This is a genomic window from Desulfovibrio desulfuricans, from assembly GCF_024460775.1.
Classification (GTDB): Bacteria; Desulfobacterota; Desulfovibrionia; order Desulfovibrionales; family Desulfovibrionaceae; genus Desulfovibrio; species Desulfovibrio desulfuricans_E.
This window is the reverse complement of the sequence record NZ_JANFYZ010000002.1, coordinates 92,178-110,177: the sequence shown is the minus strand read 5'-3', so window position 1 is coordinate 110,177 and position 18,000 is coordinate 92,178. Positions and strand designations below refer to the sequence as shown.

Here is an 18,000-nt window from a genome sequence, read left to right as displayed (position 1 = left end):
TCGCTCAAGCGAACGGATAATAAAGCCTGAAAGCAGCCCGTTGAGGCGGCTTCCTAAAAAAACACATGCACCCACGAAAGCAGCGTCTGCGGGAACACGCCCCACAACACCACACCTGTCAGACAGCACAGAAGTACAGCCCTCACGCCCGCACCGCCCAAAGCTGCCTGTATGGGTGCGGGGTGATTTGCCGGGGCCTCCTGCATGTACATGCGTCGTGCCACTCCAAGATAATACCAGGCGGAAATGGTGCTGCTGATCACAGCCACAAGCACCGTTACCGTATACCCTGCCGAAAAGGCTTCTTTAAAGAGCATGAATTTGCCCATAAAGCCCGCAGTCGGCGGAATGCCCGTCAGGGAAAAAAGAAAAACCAGCATGGCTGCAGCAAGGGCCGGATGTCGTGCGGCAAGGCCCGAGTAATCATCCAGGTCTTCACCCGCATCAGCCAGAGGATTATTTCCCTGTTTTTTCCCGTACACGGCAAGGTAGCCCATGATGGCAAAGGCTCCCATGTTCATGCACAGGTAAATGGTCAAATACGCCGCCGTGGCGCGCAGGCCGTCGGCTGTGCACGCGGCAAGCCCCAAGAGGGCATAACCCGCGTGAGCTATGGCCGAGTACGCCAGCATGCGTTTAAGGCTTGTCTGCATTACGGCAGCGATATTGCCCAGAAGCATTGTCAATGCGGCCATCAAGGCCAACGCCCCGCTCCACTGAGCGCCCAGTTGCGGCAAGGCCATGACCAGTACGCGCGCAAGCACGGCGAAACTGGCCGTTTTGGCCGCCACAGACATAAAGGCGGTCACGGTTGTGGGCGCGCCTTCATACACATCAGGCACCCACACGTGGAAGGGCGCGGCAGCTACCTTGAACCCCATGCCTGCCAGCATGAGCGCCAAAGCAACTACCAGGGCGGGCAAGGTCTGCCCGGTTGCGGCAACAGGCAGTGCCGCAGCGATCTGCGCAAGCTCGGTATGCCCGGTAAGCCCGTACAACAGGGACATGCCAAAAAGCAAAAGAGCCGAAGCGAAACTGCCCATCAAAAAATATTTGATGGCCGATTCGCTGCTGCGCGGATCGCCAGTGCGCAGGGCCGCCATCGCGTAAATGGGCAGGGCCATGAGCTCAAGCCCCAGATAGAGCACAATGAGATCACCAGCCGAGGCCATTACGCACATGCCCAGTGTTGAACATACTGCAAGGCAGTAATATTCGCCCTGACGCATTTGGGCATGTGAAAAAAAACTTTCGCTCATTAACGCCGTAAAAGCAAGTGCTACTACGCAAATGGCTTTAAAGAGCGCTCCAAAACCGTCAGCGCGGAACATTCCGTCAAAAGAAACACTCCCGCCGCCTGCAGAAACTGCTACAATTGCTGTAAAAGCTGTTATTGCACCAACGACAGTCAGCCATTGCAGAAAAGCCCGCGCTCTTGGAAAAAACATGTCGGCGCACAGCAGGCCAATGGCCGTGACCAAGAGCGTCAGTTCCGGCAGCAGGGCCGGAAGTTCTTTCAGCAATGGCAGGGCCGAAAGAGGCGCTACGGATATGGCTGTCATGATAGCTCCTATGGTGTTGCCCTTGTGCCGCAAGGCACGTTGACCGCCAGCTGTATGGGCAAAGCGCTGGCCTGTGGCGGGGACGCAAACATTTATTCCTGTGAGCGGGCCGGAACTCTTTCTAGTTTGCGGCAAAAAACGCAAAGGCCTGCTGGGTATCTGCCACCAGATGTTCCACCGTTACGTGCATGTATTCCAGCAGCACGTTGGGGAAGATGCCGATGCCCAGTATAAGCAGGCTCATGGTCAGCAAAATGGCTATCTCGCGCCCATCAAGCTTTTCCCCAACCAGACCGCGCACGGTTTCTGACACCTGACGGAAAAACACGCGCTGATACAGCCAGAGCATGTACCACGCGCCCAGTATCAGGCCGGAAGACGCCACCACCGCGGCCCAGGGCGCGCGTTCAAAACCGCCGAGCAGAATCAGGAATTCACCCACAAAACCGTTGGTGCCGGGCAAACCCACCGCCGCGAGGGTAAAGACCATAAAAAAGCCTGCCAGCACGGGCATGACCGAGGCCAGCCCGCCGTAGACCTTGATCTCGCGCGTATGGGTGCGGTCATAGAGCATGCCCACGCCCAGAAAAAGCGCACCCGTCACTATGCCGTGGTTGATCATCTGCAAAATGGAACCTTCCACGCCCTTTTGGGTCAGCGCAAAAAGCCCCAGAGTCACAAAGCCCATGTGGCTGACGGAACTGTAGGCGATCAGCCGCTTGACGTCCGTCTGCGCGAGGCAAACCAGCGCGCCATAGACAATGGCGATGACGGAAAGCACCAGCATGGGCTTGAGCAGCACCCATGCGGCATAGGGAAACAGCGGCAGCGAGAAGCGCAAAAAGCCGTATGCCCCCATTTTGATCAGCACGCCAGCCAGAATGACCGAGGCCGCCGTGGGCGCTTCGGTATGCGCGTCTGGCAGCCACGTGTGCACGGGCCACATGGGCACCTTGACCGCAAAGGCGGCAAAAAAGGCCCAGAACAGCAGCAGTTGCAGCCGGGGATCAAAGTCGTTGCGCGCCAGCGCCATGATGTCGAAGGTATGCCCGCCCTTGAGGTACAGCAGGATGATGCCCAGCAGCATCAGCAAACTGCCCAGCAGGGTGTACAGAAAGAACTTCACCGTGGCGTAAATGCGGCGAGGCCCGCCCCACACGCCGATGAGCAGGAACATGGGAATGAGCATGGCTTCCCAGAAAATGTAAAACAGCATGAGGTCGGTGGCGCAAAACACGCCCACCATGGCGCTTTCAAGCAGCAGCAGGCTGATGAAAAACTCCTTGGCCTTGACCTTGATACTTTTGTACGACACCGCCACGCCCATCAGGGTTATGAGGGCCGTCAGCGGCAGAAACAGCACGCTTATGCCGTCCACGCCCAGAGCGTAATTGATGTTCAGGCTCTCAATCCACGCGCAGTTTTCCACCAGTTGCATCTGCCACAGGCTTTTATCAAAGCGGCCCAGGGCCACAAAGCTCAGGCACAGCTCAAGCAGGCATACGGCAAGCGCGCCCAGCTTGATGGTTTCTTCGTTGCGGCGCGCAACAGCCAGCAGGGAAAGCCCACCCGCCAGAGGCACAAAGATGAGCAAGGAAAGAACAGGTACAGACATGCGATCTCCCCGCCGTTGTTAGGAAAAAAAGCCCAGTTGCAATACCAGCAAAAGCGCTGCCGCGCCCCCGGCCAGCCATGTCAGATAGTGAGCCACCTGCCCGTCCTGAATCCTTCGCAGGCTTGTGGACAGTCTGCCGATGGCGCGTGGCACGCCGTTGACCACGCCTTCAATACCGCGCGTGTCCACCACGCCCAGCAGCAGGTTATCCGCCAGCCACAGCGTGGGCCGCACAAGACAGGCCACGTAGATTTCGTCCACCCAGTACTTGCGCGAAAACAGTTGGTACAGGCCGGGAAAAGCGCCCGCCACCTTGCCCGGCAGTTCCGGGCTGCGGCAATACATGAGCCAGGCCAGGCCAATGCCCGCAAAGCCAGCAGCTACGGAAACAGCCATCAGCCCAAGCTCCACAGCGCCCGAAACATGCACGTGCGGGTGCCCCGTCACCGGAGCGAGAAACTCCGCCCAGTGGTTGGAGCCGCCCAGAACATGCGGAATGCCCAGCCAACCAGAGGCCACGGCCCCCACGGCCAGCACCAGCAAGGGAACAGTGACCACGCGCGGCGATTCGTGCAGATGCTCGCGTTGATGCTCTGTCCCCCGAAACTGGCCCGTGAACACGCTGAAATACAGGCGGAAGGAGTAAAAAGCCGTCATAAAGGCCACCAGCACGCCCACGCCCCAGGCCAGATAACCCGTGAACGTGCCCGCGTTGAAGGCCATGAGCAGAATTTCATCCTTGCTGAAAAAGCCAGCCAACCCCGGCACGCCAGCAATGGAGAGCGAGGCCAGCAAAAAGGTTGCGCTGGTAATGGGCATGTACTTTCCAAGCCCGCCCATGGAGCGCATGTCCTGCTCGTGGTGCATGCCCAGAATCACCGAACCGCAGCCAAGGAAGAGCAATGCCTTGAAAAAGGCATGCGTAAACAGATGGAACACGCCAGCGCCGTAGGCTCCCACGCCGCAGGCAATGAACATGTAGGCCAGTTGGCTGATGGTCGAATAGGCCACCACCCTCTTGATGTCGGTCTGCGTGAGCGCGATGGTGGCGGCAAAGAGCGTTGTGACCGCGCCTACTACCGTAATGACCGCCAGCGCCGTGGGCGACAGGGCAAACAGGGCATTGCAACGCGCCAGCATAAACACGCCCGCCGTCACCATGGTAGCCGCGTGGATAAGCGCGCTCACCGGGGTGGGGCCTTCCATGGCGTCAGGCAGCCACACATGCAAAGGAAGCTGGGCCGACTTGCCCACCGCGCCGCAGAACAGCAGCAGGCAGACAAGCGTTGGCGCGCTGACCGTATAGCCGCACAGGGTAAAGGTCATGCCCTCAAGCATTCCAGCCTGGGGCAACACATCCGCATAATGCAGGCTGCCAAAAATGGTGAAGATGCAGAACAGCCCGAGCAGGAAGCCAAAGTCGCCAAACCTGTTGACGATAAAGGCCTTTTTGCCCGCGTCCGAAGCGGAATCCTTTTCATAATAAAAGCCGATGAGCAGGTAGGACGAAAGCCCCACAGCCTCCCAGCCAAAAAAGAGCTGTAAAAAGTTGTTGCCCATGACCAGCATGAGCATGGAAAAGGAAAACAGGCCAAGATAGGCGAAAAAGCGGTAATAGCCTTTTTCACCCCGCATGTAGCCCACGGAATAAATGTGAACCAGGGTGCTGACGCTGGTAACCACCACCAGCATGACAGCCGTGAGCTGATCCACCAGAAAGCCAAAGGTCACGCGCAGGTTGCCGGAGGCTATCCAGGTATGCACATCGGCATTGACGATATTTCCAGCCAGCACATCCCGCAGGGCAAGCAAGGCGCAGACAAGTGAGACGCCAATGGCCGCAATGGGCAGCCAGTGGGCACGCTCGCCCCATTGGCGGCCGCAGATCAGGGTGAGCACAAAGGCCAGCAACGGACACAGAGGAATAAGCAGCAAATATATTGGCATGTTTACCCCCGCATCGTTGTTATGTCTTCGTTGCGCACGCTTTTGTGGCTACGGAACAGACAGATGACAATGCCAAGCCCCACTGCGGCCTCGCAGGCGGCAACGGTGATGATAAAGATGGTAAAAGCCTGCCCGCGCAGCGCGTCCATGAAATAGCTCATGGCCACCAGATTGAGGTTGACGCCGTTGAGCATCAGTTCAAGCGAGAGCAGCATCACAATGATGTTGCGGCGCGTCAGAAACCCGGCCACGCCTATGCAAAAAAGCACTGCTGCCAGCGCCATATACCAGGAAAGGGGAATCACGCCGCGCCTCCTTGGTCTTTGTTGCCGATCACGCAGGGGCGGGCCTTGTTTTCGGCCTGCGCCGGGGCGGGTGTGCACACCGGCTGCCTGCGCGCAAGGGTCAGGGCAGCTACCAGAGCCACCAGCAGCAGCACGCCCGCGATTTCCAGCGAAAGAAAATGGTTGGTGAACAGCTCGCGGCTCAAGGCCTTGGTGTGCGTGACCTCGCGCAGGGCTTCCAGGGGCCATTGGCCCTTGCCGCCCGGTACAAAGCCAGCCACGCCCCAGAGCATGCCGCCGCACAGGGCAGCGGCCAGCGCGTAGCCCACAATGGGTTTTGGGGTCAGGGCCGGCAGCCGCAACTCGCGTTGCAGGTTCACCAGAAAGAGCACAAAGAGGTACATGACCAAAATGGCCCCGGCATAGACGATGATCTGTATGGCTGCCAGAAATTCCGCCTGCAAGGTCAGGTAGACCGCCGCCATGTGGAAGAACAGCAGCAGCACCAACAGCACGCAGTGAATGGGATTGCGCAGGCTGATAGCCAGCACGCCGCACACGGTTATGACAAAGGCGCAGTATAGAAAAAATATTTCACCAAACACCGTTCCACCTCCGCAGTGGACTTGCGCTCTGTTCAGGGATGCCTCGGTAAGGAGGCCTGTCATCCACGTTCTCCGCCCATCGTGCCGTGCATGCTTTTTCCGCTGCGGGCAAGGTGGCCTGCAAGGCACGGGCATTGCCGCAGATCAGCACAGATTTTTGACAGATCATTGCGCAGCACCGTCCTGATGCGCCTGACCATGGCCGGGCGCGCTCGGATTCGGCTCTGCGCCTTGCGCATGCGTAGCGCGGTGATTCTTGCCCACCCACTGTTCCGCTCCGCTCCATTCCGCATCCACCGCCACCCGTTTGGCATGCGCAAGCGCGCCTTCTGGCATGTTGCGGGGGCGGCACAGGGGGTTCGCATAGCCTTTCATGTCGCCCTTCTGCGCTGCAAATTCGTCCCAGTTGTCCAGCAGGGCCTGCTTGTCAAACTTGAAGGCCGAACGCCCGTTGGCCGCGTAGGCATAGACTTCCGTCAGCACAATGGCGTTCACCGGGCAGACCTCCGCGCAGTAGCCGCAAAAAATGCAGCGCAGGGCGTCGATGTTGTAGGCATCCACCACGCGGCTGTTATCTGCGGCGCGGCTCCAGCGGATGCGTATGCAGTGCGAGGGGCATACCCGCGCACAGCGCATACAGGCAACGCAACGGCTCTCGCCGGTTGCGGCATCGCGCACCAGGGCGTGCCGCCCGCGAAAACCCGCGGCGACCACTGGTTTTTCTTCCGGGTACTGCCGCGTGATGGGGCGGTTGAACATGCGCCGCAAGGTCAGGGCCATGCCCTGGGCTATTTCCGTCTGCAACAGGGTTTGCAGCCAGTTGCGAGGCGCTTTGTACTGAATCTGCATGTCTGCTCTCCTCATCAAGAGGCTAGGGCCTTGCCCAGGGCGGTAATCACAATATTGAAGAGCGCCAGGGGGATAAGCACCTTCCAGCCAAGGGCCATGAGCTGGTCATAGCGGTAACGCGGCAGCGTGGCCCGCACCCAGAAAAAGAAAAACATGACGCCGTACACCTTGAGCACCAACCAGAACGGCGGGAAAAAGCCCACCTCAACCGGGCCGCGCCACCCCCCCAGAAAACAGACCACGCCCACCGTGGCCATCACAAACATGGACGTGTATTCGGCCATGAAAAACAGGGCGTAGCGCATGCCGCTGTATTCCGTGCAGTATCCAGAAACAAGCTCGCTTTCCGCCTCGGGCAGATCAAAGGGCACGCGGTTGGTTTCCGCCAGCATGGCAACGCAAAAGATAAAAAAGCCAATGCACTGGCGGAAGGCGAACATGCCAAAAAACGAATCGCCCTGCGCGGCCACGATGTCGCCCAGATTGAGCGAACCGGAGAGCAGCATCACGCCCACAAGGCTGAGGCCCATGGCGATTTCATAACTGATCACCTGTGCCGAGGCCCGCAGCCCGCCCAGAAAGCTGAACTTGGAGTTTGAGGCCCAACCCGCCAGCACGACCCCGTAGCCGCCAAGGGAGCTCATGGCGAACACAAAAAGCAGGCCGATATTGATGTTGGACAAAGCCCAGCCCTCGGCCCACGGCAGTATTGCCAGCGAGGCAAAGGCGGGCACCAGACAGATGATGGGAGCAAGCATGAAGATGGGCTTGTCTGCCGCGGATGGGATGATGTCTTCCTTGAAAAAGCTCTTGATGCCGTCCGCGATGGGTTGCAGCAAGCCGAGCCAGCCCACGCGGGTGGGGCCCATGCGCATCTGCATATGGCCGATGACCTTGCGCTCAAAGTATGTGGCGTAGGCCACATGCAGCAGCACGACCACCAGAAGCACGAGAAGTTGCAGCACAATTACCAGAACATTCATGGTTTCCCTGCCAGATTGGTTGTAGCCGTAAACCCGGTTTGCCCTGCTCAGCCCACAGGCCTCGCAGTCTGCCCCCAGGTTTACCGGTCAGATTCTCCCAGCACCACGTCCATGCTGCCGATATTGGCGATGAGGTCGGCAATAAGCCCGCCCGGGGCAATGCTTGCCAGCGCGCCGATATGGATAAACGACGGGCCGCGCACATGCATGCGGTAAGGCCTGCTGCTGCCGTCGCTCACAAAGTAGAAGCCAAGCTCGCCCTTGGGAGCCTCCGTGGCTACGTACACATCGCCGGGCATGTAGATATTGTTGTCGTGCATGACCTGCCGCAGGCTGCCGCCAAAAAGCGCTGTTTCAGCCTCGCTGCGCCACGCCCTGTAGGGCATGAGCAGATCGGGGGCGTCTGCCGCGAGGGTCGCGCCGGGGGGGAGCTGATCCACGCACTGTTGCAGAATGCGCACAGACTGGCGCATTTCTTCCATGCGGCAGCGGTAGCGGGCGTAAATATCGCCATCGCTGCCCAGCGGCACTTCAAAATCCACCAGATCATAGGCATCGTAGGGTTCGTGCTTGCGCACATCGTAATCCACGCCCGAGCCGCGCAGGCAGGCCCCGGTGAGGCCCAGGGCCAGGGCTTCCTTGCCGTTCAGCACGCCAACGCCCACCGTGCGCTGCAACCAGATACGGTTGGTATCAAGCAGGGTTTCGTACTCAAGTATGCGCTTGGGGAAGATATTGAGAAAATCCTGCAAGCCGTCCATGAAGCGCCCTGTCACGTCCTGCCGCACACCGCCAATGCGCGGATACGTCAGGGTGAGGCGCGCGCCGCAGAGGTCTTCAAAAAGATCCAGCAGCATTTCGCGCTCGCGGAAGCAGTACAGAAACACGGTCATGGCCCCGATATCCAGCGCGTGGGTGGCAAGCCAGAGCAGATGCGAGCACAGACGCGACATCTCGCAGGCGATGGTGCGGATGTAACGCGCCCGCAGCGGAGCCTGCACGCCCAGCAGCTTTTCCACCGCAAGGCAGTAACCCGTGTTGTTGGACATGGCGGCGATGTAGTCCAGCCGGTCGGTGAGGGTGAGGGCCTGCGCGTAGGTGAAGGTTTCGGCCATTTTTTCAAAGCCGCGGTGCAGATACCCCACCTGCGGGTCGCAGCTCAAAATGGTTTCACCCTCAAGCTCAAGGTCGAGGCGCAACACGCCGTGCGTGGCAGGGTGCTGCGGCCCGAGGCGCAGGCTGGTACGGTCCTCGTCGCTTTCGTCAAAGCAGTCAAAGTTGTCAGCGTCTTCGGGCAGTTCCCTGCCCAGCAATTCCTGCACGTTCTGACGCCCCACAGGCTGACCGTGACGCACGGGGCATTCAATGCTCTGCTTGCGGATTTCACTCATGCTTTTCTCCCCCCTGCCAGCTCAGGGCGTCCGCCGCCCTGGCGTGTTCGCGCAGTTCGGTCAGACCAGACCACTCAGGCACGCCACGCGAGGGGATGCGCACAGGATAGGCCTTGCGCAGGGGGTGCCCCTGCCAGTCATCCGGCAGCAGAATGCGGCGCAGGTCAGGGTGCCCCTTGAAGTGTATGCCCATGAGGTCAAAGACTTCGCGCTCAAGCCAGTTGGCCACAGGCCACAAGGGCACTGCGGAATCAATGCCCGCATCGGGATCGTCCAGTTGGACGCGCAGACGCAGGGCAATGCGCTGATTCACGGAATACAGGTTGTAGACGACCTCAAACGCGCCAAGGCCCTCCTGCTTGCGGCGGCTGTTGTCCACCCCGCAGAGCGAGCGCAGGTGCATCATGTCAAAATGCTCCCTGGCGTAGACCAGCACATCAAGGATGCGACCGTGACGCAGCAGCACTGCCGCCTGCCCGCGAAACTCCTGTATGTCGAGCACTTCCTGCGGAAAAGCCTCACGCAGCAGACGCGCTATCTCCAGGGACTCCATCGAAATTGCTCCTTGTTAATTTTCTCCTGCAACTTGATAAAGCCGTCAAAAAGCGCTTCCGGCCTGGGAGGGCAACCCGGCACATAGACGTCTACCGGGATAATCTGATCCACGCCCTGCGTTACGGCATACGACTGAAAAAGCCCGCCGCTGCAAGCGCAACTGCCCATGGCGAGCACGTAGCGCGGCTCGGGCATCTGGTCATAAACCCTGCGCAACACCGGGGCCATTTTTTTGCTCAGGGTTCCGGCCACCACCATGCAGTCTGCCTGCCGGGGGCTGGCGCGAAAGATGATGCCAAAGCGGTCAAGATCGTGCGTTGACGCGCCTGTGGCCATCATTTCAATGGCGCAGCAGGCAAGGCCAAAGGTCACCGGCCAGATGGAGCCGCAACGGCCCCAGTTGACCAGAGCGTTGAGCGGCCCGAGCACGGCGTTGGCGCCGGGGAAAAACCGCAGGCCGTCCTTGTGCACCACAAGAGGCTGGCCATCGCGCGCAACGGTATGAGTTTCTACTTCACCCATTCAAAGGCCCCCTTTTTCCAGGCATAGGCGTAGGCCAGCACCAGCAGGGTCATGAAGGTCAGCATTTCCGCCAGCCCAAGGCTGCCCAGACGCACAAACTCCACTGCCCAGGTGTAGAGGAAGATGGCTTCCACATCGATGATGACAAAAAGAATGGCAACGTAATAAAATTTGATGGAAAAACGCGTGCGCGGCTCGGCGGTTGGCTCGTTGCCGGATTCATAGGGCATGAGCTTTTCACGGTAGGGCCGACGCATGCGGAAAAACCGCCCGAAAAACAACGTAAGAACGCCAAAAAGCAGCGCAATAATGAGCAGCAGCAGTATGGCAAGATACTCTTCTCCGGCAACCGTAGGCACCATAAAAAGCCACCTTGTTGAATGTCTTCGTCATATTCCGGGCAGGCAGGGCCGAACAATCGCGCGGCCCTGCTCCGCCACCGACGTCTCCTGCCAGAGCCGCCAATCAATCTGAGAACATTCTGCCGCAGGCCCTGTAAGGCACCGCAGAGAACAAAACACGTTCTAGCGGACAACAGGCCTGTTGCGCTGCATCTGCTCGGCAAATTCCTGCCGCTTCTCCTGACTGGCCGCATCCGGCGTGGAGAATTGCAGGCAGCTCATGGCGCAGGTGGTCACGCAGGCAGGCTTGAGGCCCTGATCAATGCGGTCGCGGCACAGGTCGCACTTATCCACCTTGCCGGTCTGGGCGTTCCACTGGGGCGCGGCCCAGGGGCAGGCGGTGATGCAGGCCTTGCAGCCCACGCAGGCCGAGGTCTCCACATAGACAATGCCATCATCCCTGCGGCGCATGGCCCCTGTAGGGCACGCCTTGACGCACCAGGGATTTTCACAGTGAAAGCACGAGGTGTACACAAAACCCAGGGCGGGCTTGGGTTCGGTCTGCTCCACGGAAAGAACGCGGCAGAAAAAAGCCCCCGGCCCGCCGTTGTGCAGGCTGCGGCACTGAACCTCGCAGGCCTTGCAGCCTATGCAATCCGCCGAATTGTGCATGACAATATATTTGCTCATAACCATCCTCCCACGCGGCTCGGTGGGTTGTTCCCGTAAATTTCCTTGCAGTATCAGGCCATACCTTTGACAATATCCGAGGCAGAGTCCGCCTAGGCAGCGCCGGAACCGGCCACTTTCTCCAGCGTGACAAAATGCTCCTGCATGGACAGACCGCCGCCGCCCATATCCTGCAAATCCAGGCCGCCGCGCAGGCACTTGCTGTCAGAAATGCCCTTGTGGAAGGCCCGGCTTTCGCAAGGCAGGTCGTGACCGAAGCCATGCACCACAAAGATGGCCTCAGGATGGATGGCAGAGGTGATCTTGACCCCGGCCTCGCCCATGGATTTGCCTGCGGCATCCAGCACGCGCACCCGGTCGCCGGGGTTGATGCCAGCGGCCTTGGCCTTCTTGCTGTTGATCCACACGGTATTTTCAGGAACCTGCTCAAGCAGCAGCGGATTATTGATGGTATGCCCCTGGGTATGCACGGCCACCCGCCCAAAGGTAATGCGGTAGGCCCCCTCCGGCGGCGCAACGGGCGGCGTGTAGGGGGGCAGCATGTTTTGGCCGCAGCCCTTGCCGTAACCCTCGCTGGTCAGTTCCACCTTGCCCGAGGCAGTGGGGAAGGAATAATCTGCCAGATCCACGTACAGGGGATCGCTGGTGAGCGAGACAAAGCCTTTTTCGGTAAAGTCCGCGCTGGTGAGGCCTGTTCCTTCAAGCTGAAAGCGCCACACGTCCTCCGCACTTTCAAAAACCAGAGGATCAAGCCCGAGACGCTTTGCCAGACCGCCGATGATTTCCCAGTCGGCCTTGGTGTCGTAGCGCGGCGGGATGACGCGGTTGCGCACAAAGAACTGCGGTTTGAGGCCGTTCTTTGTGGCAATGATGCTCTCGCGTGAAAGGTAGGTGGAAAGCGGCAGCACCACGTCTGAATACCATGCAGTGTCTGACCAGGAGAACGTGACGCTCACAAGCAGGTCAAGGCCGTCAAAGCGTTTGCGCAGCGCATCGGGATCGGGATAGCCCTGCAACGGATCGTGCCGCCAGCACATATAAGCCTTGACCGGAGCTGCCCCCTGCGGAGGATTGCTGATGGCTTCAAAAGCCTTGTGCAGCAGGCCCTTGCCTGGGTCGAAAGCCTTGTTGTCAACGCCAAGGCCATCGGCGCGCAAACCCTTGGGCGCGGGGAAGAGATCCGTAAACTTCTTGAGTCCGGCCTTGCCGCATTCCTTGGGGGTGCGTCCCGGCACTATGCCGCCCTTGACGCCCACGCCGCCCAGCAGGGCCGTAATGACCAGAGCCGTGCGCGCAACCTGAAAAGAATCCCCATAACGCGAGGTCATCCAGCCGGGATGCCAGATCACATGAGGGGCCGCAGCGGCAAGCGATTGCGCAAGGCGCACAATGGCCTGCGCATCGACCTGACACTGCTCAGCCGCCCATTCCGCCGTGTAGGGGGCAACAAATTCGGCCAGTTCGGCAAAACCCGTGGTGTGAGCGTCCACATAATCCTTGTTATAGAGCTTGCGGGTAATAAGCGTGTTGATGATGCCCAGATTGAAGGCATAGTCCGTACCGGGGCGGACAAGCAGAAAATCATTGGCCTTGGAGGCCGAAACATTGTGGCGGATATCAATGACCGTGAGCTTGCAGCCTTTGCGCAAGGCCTGCATGACGGTTCGGGCCTCGCCAAGGTTGATGGCTTCAAAAATGTTGCGCGTTTGCAGTACAATGTGCTTGCAGTTGGCAAAGTCGTTCACGGCCATGCCGCGGCCGAGGCCCATGACAGCCTTGCTGGCGTGGTGGGTGTTGAGGTCGCACGAGGTGCTGTGCGTACAGACGTTGGGCGAACCGATGCCGCGCATAAAGGCGCGGTACAGGTCGGTAAAGGGGCCATCGCGGTCAGACCACAGCACTGCTTCCTTGCCGTGTTGCTGCTGGACTGCGGCGATTTTTTGCGCAACATAGTCAAAGGCTTCTTCCCACGAAACCTTTTTCCACTTGCCCTCGCCCCGCTCGCCCACACGAATAAGCGGGCTCTGCGGGCACTCCGACTCGCGCTCAAGGGCTTTGCCAGCCACGCCGCGCGCGCACAAGGCACCCTTGAGGGGACTGTGCGGGTTGCCGTAAATCATACCCACGGAACCATCTTTTACTTCTACAGAAATTGGACACCTTGCGGTGCACATTCCGCATACACTCTGAACCAACTGCATACTGCCCATAGTGCTTCTCTCGTGCGAGTAAGTGATATTGTCATCTGCCGTGTCACGTCGGGCCAACCCCAAAGTCAGCCTGGAGTGAAAAAAAGGCTCTTCAGATGTGCCGCTGCAAACGTTTCCAAGCCACCGTAACTGTACCAATCTTGTCTGGTAATTTAATTAGGAAGCATTGTCGCTAGCATAGTTTTTTTTTAATTTCCAGCCAGGTTCCTGTTTTCACACACTTTCTTTAAACCCTAATTTAATTGTAGTTTTTATAACTTGAGTGCATACTCAATTTTTTTTATTTATAATTTCAGCATATTGGAAATCACATTTTTTATATGAGAGTGATAAGATATTAATTTCACATTAATGCAGAGCTACCAATCAAATTGAGAACTGACGCAAAAAGAAATTTTGAACAATCCAATCAGTTAGTTGCAAAAACGGCGCGTTTTATCCCTTTACTCCTAAAATTTTGAAGTGTTATATTATTGTAGTGAAAATCAACGCAAATGCCTGCCAAAGGATCCACCAGCATGCCTGCGGAACGGATACCTATAGCAAACCTGAAGCCGGGAATGTATGTGCTCAATCCGGGCATTTCCTGGATCAATGCCCCGCTGCTTTACATGCGCGAGGGTCTTGTGGCCGATCAGGCAGAAATTGACGGGATCATCCAGCAGGGCTTTACCGAAGTAATTCACGATCCGGAGCGCGCCGTTCCCACGTATGAACCGGGCGGCGCGCTGCCGCGCGTGTTTTCACGCCACATTGCCCAGGCGCAAAGAGCGCACGCTGCCGCCTACGCCCATGTAAAAGCCGCCATGACTTCCGGCGTGTGCGACAGCGCCGACATTGCAGGGGCGGAACCCTGCGTTAAGTCCATCATCCTTGCCCTCAAGCGTAATGCCAACGCCATGCTGACCCTTGCCAACCTGAAAGGGCGTGACGAATACACATACAGGCACAGCGTCAACGTGGCCATTTTCGCCGTAGCCTTTGCCCGGCATATGGGCCTCACGGATCAGCAGCAGCAACTAGCCGGTATGGCCGGGCTGTTTCATGATTACGGCAAGGCTCTGGTGCCGAGAGAAATCCTCAACGCGCCGCGCACACTTTCCCCTCCTGAATTTGCCGTCATGCGGTCGCATGTGCTGCTCGGCTATGACGCCTTGCGCAAGATACCCAATATCGCACCAGAAATTCTGGAGGGCACAGCCCAGCATCACGAAATGCACGATGGCCTGGGGTATCCTTACGGCCTCAAAGGCTCAGCCATCGGCCTTTTTGGGCGTATCATCTCTATCTGCGATGTGTATGACGCGCTTTCATCCAGGCGCGTATACAAAGCGGCCCTTTGCCCCAGCCATGCGCTGGCAATCATGTACAAAATGAACGGAACGGCATGGCCGCTCGGTTTTGCGGATTCTTTCATAAGAATGGTGGGGGTCTTCCCGCTAGGAACGGCGGTTAAGCTTTCAGACGGGCGCATGGGCCTCATAAGTAGCTGCGATCCCGATTTTCCAACCCGGCCAACGGTGATCATTGTCAGAAAATCCAGAGGGGTAGCCTATATGGAAGACAGGCTTGACCTGTCGGCGGAAAGCAAGATTTGCGTGAGCCGCGCGCTTTCATTCAATGAGACGGAAGACTGGGATATTCCACGCCTTTTGGGCATAACGGAGTGAGCGGAATGAGAGCGGACGGAAGCAGCCAGCTTGCAGGCTGAGCAGGCAGGAAACGGGGAAAAAGAAGAATGGGGAGAAGAAGGAGGCGGAGAAAGAAAAGAACAGAATCAAACTGTGCGCCTGAGCGCGGTGATTTCTTCAATCTGGCTTTGTGTAAGCTCTTGCAGGGCAAATTCCGGCCTTGCCAGATAAAAGCCCTGCGCAAGATCAAAACCCAGAGCAACCACGCTGGCAAGTTCCTCGCGGGTTTCCACTCCCTCCGCCACGGTGAGAATGCCCTTTGAACGGCAATATACAAGAATATTTGAAAGAAATTCCCTCTTGGATGCGGGGGCCTTGTGGATGGCGCGGATAAAAAAACTGTCGATCTTGAGAATTTCGGGCGAAATATTCAAAAGCCGCAGCGCATTTGAATGGGCGCAGCCAAAATCGTCAATGGCGATAAAGGCCGCCAGCTCCGTGCGCAGCTCGCGCACCTTTTGGGCAAGGCCCTCCTCGCTGCTGGCGGTTTCTATGATTTCAAACACCATGTTGCGGCATATGTCTTCATAGCGCGGGTGCATGGTGCGCAGCTCCCGAGCATCCAGATACTGGGCGGAAATGGCGTTGAAAAATATCTTTCTGGCGCCGAGCGAAGGGAAGTTTTTGCCCATCCAGTCAAAAATCATCCTGAACGTCAGATACTCCAGCTGGGGCAGTTTTGACTGCGCCTCTGCCAGTTGCAGCACATCAAGCGGCGAGGCAAAATGCGGCGTTGTGGAGCGCATGAGCGCCTCATAGCCATAAATGGCGCCATCTTTCAGGCTCACGATGGGCTGAAAGGCAAAGCGGATCAACTGGCCTTCAAGCAATTCGTCCAGGCGTTCCTGCCGGCTCAGGATATTGGCCTTGGCCCGGTAAACTTCAGGATTGAACCGCATGAGCGTGCCGCGATTGAAGTTCTGCACTTCAAACATGGCGTGGCTGGCGTAATTCATGAGCACATCGCCGGTCATGGCATCGCTGGGATACACGGCCACCCCGAGCGAGGCGCGTATACGCACTATCTCGTTGGGCAGTTCAATGGTGGTGTTCAGCAGGGTCTTGCGGTTATCCTGCGCAAAGCGCAAGGCGCTTTCTTCATTATCAAAACCGTGGGCAAACACTGCAAATTCGCTGCCTGCCGTGCGAGCCAGCAACACTGCGTCATTTTCGCACATCTGCAAGGCTTCGACCACCTTGCTTATGTACAGATCGCCCCCATCGTATCCATGCGACTCATTTACGTACTTGAGATTATCCAGACCGCACGAAAGCAGCACGCCAAATTTGCCGGGCTGCATCTGCAAGGCTTCGCGCACGCCGCGAACAAAGGCCCGGCGGTTCATGAGGCCGGTTTCCACATCGTGATTCTGGTCGTGCTCGACCTGCTTTTTGCAGGTCTGCGCCTGATTGATAAGAAAGGTCAGTCCGTCAGAGAGGTCACCCATATCGTCAACCGCAGGCATGGGGTACCCCGCGCTGAATATGAGCAGTTGCCGCGCCAGACGCTTGAGCTTGGCGTGCAGGCTTTCAAGGTGCATGGAAAAGTGACGGCAGGATTTGGGCGGGCGGACAGACAGATCCCCCTCTGCCAGTGCTGCTGCGTAGGCAGAAAGATCAGCGCAGGCCCGCGTGAGCTCGCACAGTTTCTCTGCTGTGGGCTGCTGCCCGCAGCCTTCAAATTCAGCCAGCGCAGCGTCGAATTGCCCGCGCAGCAGATTATCAAGGCCGGTTTCAATATCCATGTGCGCGCCTCAAGTGTGAGCCTCAAGAAAAGTTGAAAAAAACAGATGCGGCATCAGGCCCACGCACGGGCTATGCATCAAGCTCAGCAAAACCGGTTTCCTGTATTCTGACCATACTTTCAAGCACAGCCGCGCTCACGGCATCAAGATCACACCCCTCGGGCAGGTGTTCGCCCGCCTTGCTCCTCAGTATGAGCGCATCGTGGCTGCAATGCGCCAGGGCGTTGGCCGCAGCAAGCAGGCGCGCCTCCATTTTGTACGTTGTGGCAAGCTCGGGCGAGTGGTGCAGGTTTATGGGTTCGGTAAGCACCAGAGGCAGCTTCCACTGGTGCATCACTGCCGCCCCAATAAGCCCGTGGTCCATGCCAAGCTGCGCGGTTTCAGCCTCGGAACTGCCGCAATTTTCGGCCTGTTCCATTTCTGCCGTCTTTTCCCAGAGGTCTGGGCGTGCGGCAGCAAAAAAAATCTTGCCCACATCGTGCAGCAAGCCAGCTATATATGCCTCGTCCGGCACCATAACCAGGCGCTCGCCAGCGCAGGCAGAGGCTCCGCATACGCCGTTATCTCCGCCAAGCACATCCGCCAGGGTTCGGGCAATGGTTGCCACAAAAAGCAGGTGTTTCCAGAATGCAGCAGTATCAAAACTCTTGGGAAGCTGGGCCTCGCGTATAAACGACGACATGCCCACCATGAGCACAAGCAGGCGCACTTCGCGCAGGCCCATGATGCTGATGGCTCTTTGCAGGGTAGAAACCTTGAATTCAAGCCCATATGCAGCCGAATTGGCCACTGTGAGCACACGTGTTGCGAGCCGTGGGCTTTTTTCAATCAGTGCAACGACCGAGCGCACCGAGGCATTGGAGCCTTCCTGGGTAACCGCAAACAGCAGGGGAAGCAGCTTGGGTTCAAACGGAAGCGTCGGCGGATTTTGCAAAAGCTTTTGCAAAAACAGCCTGGACTCTTTTTGAGATTGCATGGCAAAATCCTGAGCTAGGGTTTGCACTGCCCCT

Annotated in this window: 16 protein-coding genes; 1 reads left to right on the top strand and 15 read right to left on the bottom strand. The window is 58.1% G+C overall.

Going from position 1 to position 18,000, the window contains the following annotated elements; genetic code table 11:
* Positions 1 to 53: 53 nt before the first annotated feature.
* The 13 genes from NE637_RS03150 to NE637_RS03090 all read right to left on the bottom strand — a co-directional run bounded on the left by NE637_RS03150 (position 54) and on the right by NE637_RS03090 (position 13,554).
* A complete protein-coding gene (locus NE637_RS03150; RefSeq protein ID WP_192111330.1) occupies positions 54 to 1,562 on the bottom strand; it encodes an NADH-quinone oxidoreductase subunit N in 1,509 nt (502 codons plus the stop codon).
* 121 nt (positions 1,563 to 1,683) lie between these two features.
* Positions 1,684 to 3,177: an NADH-quinone oxidoreductase subunit M gene (locus tag NE637_RS03145; protein WP_215647053.1), complete on the bottom strand. Its 1,494-nt coding sequence runs from the start codon at positions 3,175 to 3,177 to the stop codon at positions 1,684 to 1,686.
* Between the two features lie 18 nt (positions 3,178 to 3,195).
* Positions 3,196 to 5,124, bottom strand: coding sequence for an NADH-quinone oxidoreductase subunit L (nuoL, locus tag NE637_RS03140; RefSeq protein WP_192111328.1), 1,929 nt, complete (start codon positions 5,122 to 5,124; stop codon positions 3,196 to 3,198).
* Between the two features lie 2 nt (positions 5,125 to 5,126).
* Entirely contained in the window at positions 5,127 to 5,429 is a 303-nt protein-coding gene (nuoK, locus tag NE637_RS03135) for an NADH-quinone oxidoreductase subunit NuoK (protein WP_022658373.1), read from the bottom strand.
* A complete protein-coding gene (locus tag NE637_RS03130) occupies positions 5,426 to 6,076 on the bottom strand; it encodes an NADH-quinone oxidoreductase subunit J family protein (RefSeq protein WP_227117721.1) in 651 nt (216 codons plus the stop codon). The genes nuoK and NE637_RS03130 overlap by 4 nt, the downstream gene beginning before the upstream one ends.
* Before the next feature lie 102 nt (positions 6,077 to 6,178).
* Positions 6,179 to 6,862, bottom strand: a complete 684-nt coding sequence (gene nuoI / locus NE637_RS03125; RefSeq protein WP_227117722.1) for an NADH-quinone oxidoreductase subunit NuoI — start codon at positions 6,860 to 6,862, stop codon at positions 6,179 to 6,181.
* A gap of 14 nt (positions 6,863 to 6,876) precedes the next feature.
* On the bottom strand, positions 6,877 to 7,845 hold the full coding sequence (gene nuoH, locus NE637_RS03120) for an NADH-quinone oxidoreductase subunit NuoH (protein WP_192111325.1): 969 nt from the start codon (positions 7,843 to 7,845) through the stop codon (positions 6,877 to 6,879).
* A gap of 80 nt (positions 7,846 to 7,925) precedes the next feature.
* On the bottom strand, positions 7,926 to 9,236 hold the full coding sequence (gene nuoD / locus NE637_RS03115; RefSeq protein WP_192111324.1) for an NADH dehydrogenase (quinone) subunit D: 1,311 nt from the start codon (positions 9,234 to 9,236) through the stop codon (positions 7,926 to 7,928).
* On the bottom strand, positions 9,229 to 9,789 hold the full coding sequence (locus tag NE637_RS03110) for an NADH-quinone oxidoreductase subunit C (RefSeq protein ID WP_192111323.1): 561 nt from the start codon (positions 9,787 to 9,789) through the stop codon (positions 9,229 to 9,231). Before NE637_RS03110 ends, nuoD begins: the two co-directional genes overlap by 8 nt.
* A complete protein-coding gene (locus NE637_RS03105; RefSeq protein WP_192111322.1) occupies positions 9,771 to 10,313 on the bottom strand; it encodes an NADH-quinone oxidoreductase subunit B in 543 nt (180 codons plus the stop codon). Before NE637_RS03105 ends, NE637_RS03110 begins: the two co-directional genes overlap by 19 nt.
* The gene (locus tag NE637_RS03100) at positions 10,301 to 10,675 is read right to left on the bottom strand and encodes an NADH-quinone oxidoreductase subunit A (protein WP_192111321.1); all 375 of its coding nucleotides are present in this window, start codon (positions 10,673 to 10,675) and stop codon (positions 10,301 to 10,303) included. Before NE637_RS03100 ends, NE637_RS03105 begins: the two co-directional genes overlap by 13 nt.
* Positions 10,676 to 10,837: 162 nt before the next feature.
* Positions 10,838 to 11,344, bottom strand: a complete 507-nt coding sequence (locus NE637_RS03095; RefSeq protein WP_192111320.1) for a 4Fe-4S dicluster domain-containing protein — start codon at positions 11,342 to 11,344, stop codon at positions 10,838 to 10,840.
* Positions 11,345 to 11,436: 92 nt separating this feature from the next.
* Positions 11,437 to 13,554, bottom strand: coding sequence for a molybdopterin-dependent oxidoreductase (locus NE637_RS03090; RefSeq protein WP_227117725.1), 2,118 nt, complete (start codon positions 13,552 to 13,554; stop codon positions 11,437 to 11,439).
* A 518-nt stretch (positions 13,555 to 14,072) separates the two neighbouring features.
* On the opposite strand from NE637_RS03090, the gene NE637_RS03085 reads away from it, so the two are divergent.
* Entirely contained in the window at positions 14,073 to 15,224 is a 1,152-nt protein-coding gene (locus NE637_RS03085) for a cyclic di-GMP phosphodiesterase (protein WP_227117726.1), read from the top strand.
* Positions 15,225 to 15,331: 107 nt separating this feature from the next.
* On the opposite strand, the gene NE637_RS03080 is transcribed toward NE637_RS03085, so the two are convergent.
* Together NE637_RS03080 and NE637_RS03075 are read right to left on the bottom strand one after the other, a co-directional pair.
* Positions 15,332 to 16,990, bottom strand: coding sequence for an EAL domain-containing protein (locus NE637_RS03080; protein WP_227117728.1), 1,659 nt, complete (start codon positions 16,988 to 16,990; stop codon positions 15,332 to 15,334).
* A gap of 70 nt (positions 16,991 to 17,060) precedes the next feature.
* Positions 17,061 to 17,966 (bottom strand): HDOD domain-containing protein, encoded by a 906-nt coding sequence (locus tag NE637_RS03075; RefSeq protein WP_192111316.1) that lies wholly within the window; start codon positions 17,964 to 17,966, stop codon positions 17,061 to 17,063.
* Between the last annotated feature and the right edge of the window lie 34 nt (positions 17,967 to 18,000).

What these genes read in the sequence shown, in the direction of transcription:
- NE637_RS03150 (WP_192111330.1), bottom strand. Translation starts at nt 1,562, where the DNA reads ATGACAGCCATATCCGTAGCGCCTCTTTCGGCCCTGCCATTGCTGAAA.
- NE637_RS03145 (WP_215647053.1), bottom strand. Translation starts at nt 3,177, where the DNA reads ATGTCTGTACCTGTTCTTTCCTTGCTCATCTTTGTGCCTCTGGCGGGT.
- nuoL (WP_192111328.1), bottom strand. Translation starts at nt 5,124, where the DNA reads ATGCCAATATATTTGCTGCTTATTCCTCTGTGTCCGTTGCTGGCCTTT.
- NE637_RS03130 (WP_227117721.1), bottom strand. Translation starts at nt 6,076, where the DNA reads ATGACAGGCCTCCTTACCGAGGCATCCCTGAACAGAGCGCAAGTCCAC.
- nuoI (WP_227117722.1), bottom strand. Translation starts at nt 6,862, where the DNA reads ATGCAGATTCAGTACAAAGCGCCTCGCAACTGGCTGCAAACCCTGTTG.
- nuoH (WP_192111325.1), bottom strand. Translation starts at nt 7,845, where the DNA reads ATGAATGTTCTGGTAATTGTGCTGCAACTTCTCGTGCTTCTGGTGGTC.
- nuoD (WP_192111324.1), bottom strand. Translation starts at nt 9,236, where the DNA reads ATGAGTGAAATCCGCAAGCAGAGCATTGAATGCCCCGTGCGTCACGGT.
- NE637_RS03110 (WP_192111323.1), bottom strand. Translation starts at nt 9,789, where the DNA reads ATGGAGTCCCTGGAGATAGCGCGTCTGCTGCGTGAGGCTTTTCCGCAG.
- NE637_RS03105 (WP_192111322.1), bottom strand. Translation starts at nt 10,313, where the DNA reads ATGGGTGAAGTAGAAACTCATACCGTTGCGCGCGATGGCCAGCCTCTT.
- NE637_RS03100 (WP_192111321.1), bottom strand. Translation starts at nt 10,675, where the DNA reads ATGGTGCCTACGGTTGCCGGAGAAGAGTATCTTGCCATACTGCTGCTG.
- NE637_RS03095 (WP_192111320.1), bottom strand. Translation starts at nt 11,344, where the DNA reads ATGAGCAAATATATTGTCATGCACAATTCGGCGGATTGCATAGGCTGC.
- NE637_RS03090 (WP_227117725.1), bottom strand. Translation starts at nt 13,554, where the DNA reads ATGGGCAGTATGCAGTTGGTTCAGAGTGTATGCGGAATGTGCACCGCA.
- NE637_RS03085 (WP_227117726.1), top strand. Translation starts at nt 14,073, where the DNA reads ATGCCTGCGGAACGGATACCTATAGCAAACCTGAAGCCGGGAATGTAT.
- NE637_RS03080 (WP_227117728.1), bottom strand. Translation starts at nt 16,990, where the DNA reads ATGGATATTGAAACCGGCCTTGATAATCTGCTGCGCGGGCAATTCGAC.
- NE637_RS03075 (WP_192111316.1), bottom strand. Translation starts at nt 17,966, where the DNA reads ATGCAATCTCAAAAAGAGTCCAGGCTGTTTTTGCAAAAGCTTTTGCAA.